At 27.9% G+C, this 3,894-nt stretch carries 3 protein-coding genes; all 3 read right to left on the bottom strand.

Features of this window, described 5'->3' with window-relative positions; all coding sequences use genetic code 11:
* Window positions 1-179: 179 nt before the first annotated feature.
* The 3 genes from RDX53_RS13770 to RDX53_RS13780 all read right to left on the bottom strand — a co-directional run bounded on the left by RDX53_RS13770 (window position 180) and on the right by RDX53_RS13780 (window position 3,677).
* Complete coding sequence (locus tag RDX53_RS13770) at window positions 180-818, bottom strand: isochorismatase family protein (RefSeq protein WP_295574499.1); 639 nt, start codon at window positions 816-818, stop codon at window positions 180-182.
* Between the two features lie 117 nt (window positions 819-935).
* The gene (locus RDX53_RS13775) at window positions 936-1,679 is read right to left on the bottom strand and encodes a glycerophosphodiester phosphodiesterase (protein ID WP_295574501.1); all 744 of its coding nucleotides are present in this window, start codon (window positions 1,677-1,679) and stop codon (window positions 936-938) included.
* Window positions 1,680-1,754: 75 nt separating this feature from the next.
* Complete coding sequence (locus RDX53_RS13780; protein ID WP_307994349.1) at window positions 1,755-3,677, bottom strand: ABC-F family ATP-binding cassette domain-containing protein; 1,923 nt, start codon at window positions 3,675-3,677, stop codon at window positions 1,755-1,757.
* Between the last annotated feature and the right edge of the window lie 217 nt (window positions 3,678-3,894).

The raw sequence follows: 3,894 nt of genomic DNA on the forward strand, positions 1-3,894 counted from the left end.
ATTCGTTGGCGCTATGAGCGAAGCGAATTTTAAGCAACGGACGAAGTCGTTGGCGACATGAACGTAGTGAATTTTAAGCAACGGACGAAGTCGTTGGCGACATGAACGTAGTGAATTTTTTATAAAAAAATAGATACAAATAAAATTTGTATCTATTTTGAAGTGTGTGTTTTAGTTATTTATAATGAAAATTTTTTAATTAGCTTAACTCCATTTTGAACCATACTATTTAAAAATACTACATTCAAAAGGTCTCCTGGATGAACAAATGGTATATCATATGTATCTACCAAATTCATAGGGACTACGATATTTTTATTAATATTTTTTTCATTAAAATAAGCCTTTAATGTAACTACAAATTGATATATACATATATCTGTGCAGTCACCAACAACCACTACATTATCTATATCGTTTAATGTATTAATATCTATAGCAAAGAATCCATTTGTAGAATTTTTTTGTATAATTTCAAGATTTTTTATATCTAATAATTCATCAACTACCTTACACTCATCGCTATCAGCTAAACAGTGAGCAGGATAGCTTAATAATTCTACAGAATCTTCTTCATGAGTATCGGTAAAGGCTATAATTTTATTTAATTTGTCTTCTAATGGTTTTACAAATTCATAAATAGGATTTATAAGTGCTTTTATCCTATCAGAATATAGAGTACCTTCTTTGGCAAATCCATTGTTAATATCTACAATAAATAAAGCAGTTTTACTTAAGTCATAGTCAGCTAAATTTTCTATTGGTAAATTGTCTAAGTTTTGTTGTAAAACTTCAAATTCTTTAAGTATGTTTTCCATTTGTAACCTCCACGATAATTTAATAAAATTGTATAATTTTATATTAAATATGTCAATAGCTATAAATAATTTAGTATATTAATTGTCTAATATAACATTTATAAATAATTATAAAATTTAAAGATTTTCGTTTACTATAGTATTAATTATTTTTGGATAATTAGTGAAAACGCCGTCTACTTTTAATTTTATAAGTTTTTTCATTATAGTAATTGAATTAACTGTATACACTTGAACTGATATGCCTTTTTTGTGCGCTTCAGTTACTAATTCCTTATTTACAACATCATAAGATGGGTGTATATAGGCACAGTTACATTCTTTACATCTTTTTAATACCTTTTTTAAACTTTTATGTTTAAATGTGAAAGCTCCAACTAAGTAAGCTGTTTTAATTGTCGGGTCTAATCTAAAAATTCTTTTTAAACTTCTATAATTAAAAGAAGATATTAAAACTCTTTCTTCCATATTGTGCTTTTTAACTAAGTTGATTATATCTTCTTCGATTCCTTTATATCTAACTTTGTTGTTTTTTATTTCTATATTTATAGTTAAGTTTGTAGGTTTAATAAGCTCTAAAACTTCTTCAAGAGTAGGTATTTTACAGTCATCTCTAGAAATTAATTCATCGTTATTTAAATTTGAGTCTACTAATTGATCAAATGTCAATTTTTTTATATAACCTTTACCATCAAAAACTCTACCTAAAGTTTCATCGTGGTGAACAACAAGTATTCCATCTTTTGTCTTTTGTACATCAAGTTCGATACCACAAATATCTAAGTCAAGCGACTTTTTAAAAGCATACATAGTGTTTTCTGGGAAGAAACCACTATTACCTCTGTGAGCGTATATATTCATATTATTCCTCCTCATAAACCTCACTAGTTTTTATTATGTGGCATATTGCCCAAGCTATAATCAATTTTGAAGTGATTAATTATTACTCCAATTAGATATTTCTTCTGCTAGGTTGTTTAAATACTCCCAGCGCTCATATTTTACTTGTAATTCATCTTCTAGTTTGGTTTTTTCATCCATTATTTCTTGTAGTTTTGTAAAATCTGTTGCGAATTTAGATGTATCTTCTTCTAAACTAGCTATTTTTTCTTCTAATTTTTCTATATCTGCATCTATAGTGTCAAACTCTCTTTGTTCGTTATATGAGAATTTTGGTTTATTTTTTGCCTTTGGCTTTTCTTTTTTAGGTACTTTAGGCTTTTCTTCTTTGACTTCTTCTTCAAATTCCTCAAACTCTATATTTTCTTCTTCTCTGAAATTTAAGTAATCACTGTAATTTCCTGTATATATGTTTATTTTTCCACGACCTTCATAAGCGAATATTTTATTGCAAACTCTATCTAAGAAATATCTATCATGTGAAACACATATAAGAACACCGTTAAATTCATCTAAATAATCTTCTAAACGGCTTAAAGTATCGATATCTAAGTCATTAGTAGGCTCATCAAGTAAAAGTACGTTAGGAGCCATCATAAGAACTCTAAGAAGTTGAAGTCTTCTTCTCTCACCACCAGATAAATTTTTAATATGAGTGTATTGTAGAGTTCCATTAAATAAGAACTTTTCGCACATTTGTGATGCAGTAATTTTGTGACCATCAGCAGTAGTTATATAGTCGCTTTCTTCTTTTATATAATCTATCGCTCTCATTTCAGGGTGCATCTTAGAAGTATCTTGGTTAAAGCAGCCTATTTTTACTGTTTCACCTATAGAGATTGTTCCGCTATCTGGCTTGATTTCACCATTTAAAAGTCTTATTAAGGTAGATTTACCAAGTCCGTTTTTGCCGACAATACCTATTCTATCTGTACGAGCTAGAGTGTAATCTAAGTCGTCTATAAAAGTCTTTCCATCAAATGATTTAGTTAAGTGTTCTATTTCGATTATTTTTTTACCAAGACGGCTGCTTCCAACAGAGATTTCTAATTTATCTTCTGGAGTAAAGTCGTTTTTATTTGATAATTCATCAAATCTTTGAAGTCTAGCTTTTTGTTTTGTAGTTCTAGCTTTTGCACCTCGTCTTACCCAAGCAAGTTCCTTTTTAAGTAGGTTTTGACGTTTTGCCTCCATAGATTCAGCAAGTTGAAGTCTGTTCATTTTTTTCTCTAAAAATACAGAGTAATTTCCTTCATAACTATATAAAACTCCTTTATCTAGTTCTAATATTCTATTAGTTACACGATCTAAGAAGTATCTATCATGTGTAATCATTAAGATAGAGCCTTTAAAAGAGTTTAAGTAAGATTCTAGCCAATCTATTGTATCGTTGTCTAGGTGGTTTGTAGGTTCGTCCAAAATAAGTAACTCACAAGGTGTAATAAGAGCAGAAGCAAGAGAAACTCTTTTTCTTTGCCCACCTGAAAGTTCTTTGACTTTTTGGTTGAAATTTTTTATTCCAAGCTTAGTTAAGACAGTTTTAGCACTGCTTTCTAAATCCCAAAGATTTAAAGCATCCATTTTTTCTTGTAGATTTAAAAGTTTTTCGTTTAACTTTTCATCATAGGATTTATTTATTTTGTCTAAAATATCTTGATAATCTCCTATAATTTTCATCTCTTCGCAAGTACCTTTGAAAACTTGCTCTAAAACTGTAGCATCTTCATCATAATAAGGATTTTGAGGAAGATATTCTATTCTTACTTTATTGGCTTTTGTAATAGTACCATCATCAGGTATTTCAGCTCCAGCAATTATTTTAAGTAGAGTAGATTTACCAGTACCATTTACACCGATTAATCCTATTTTTTCTTTATCATTTATGCCTAAAGAAATATTTTCAACTAGTTTTTTTTCAGAATAACTTTTGCTAATGTTTTCTAATGTTATTAAATTCATGTATCTCACCTTTATATAAAATTTCAATTTAATAATTATTATTAATTTAGATATAACTAATAATTATTAAATACTTGATGATAATTATTGTAAAGATTATCACCAAAGTATAAAATTTAATTAATAAATATTTATTTTGATTAAAATCTACATTATATTATAACTCATAAACGTGTATTAGACTAACAATATTAATAATAAAAATAAAATATTATGT

This window comes from uncultured Intestinibacter sp. (genome assembly GCF_902468165.1).
Lineage (GTDB): Bacteria > Bacillota > Clostridia > Peptostreptococcales > Peptostreptococcaceae > Intestinibacter.

Coding starts and splice junctions, on each gene's coding strand:
- RDX53_RS13775 (WP_295574501.1), bottom strand. CDS start 1,679: ATGAATATATACGCTCACAGAGGTAATAGTGGTTTCTTCCCAGAAAAC.
- RDX53_RS13780 (WP_307994349.1), bottom strand. CDS start 3,677: ATGAATTTAATAACATTAGAAAACATTAGCAAAAGTTATTCTGAAAAA.
- RDX53_RS13770 (WP_295574499.1), bottom strand. CDS start 818: ATGGAAAACATACTTAAAGAATTTGAAGTTTTACAACAAAACTTAGAC.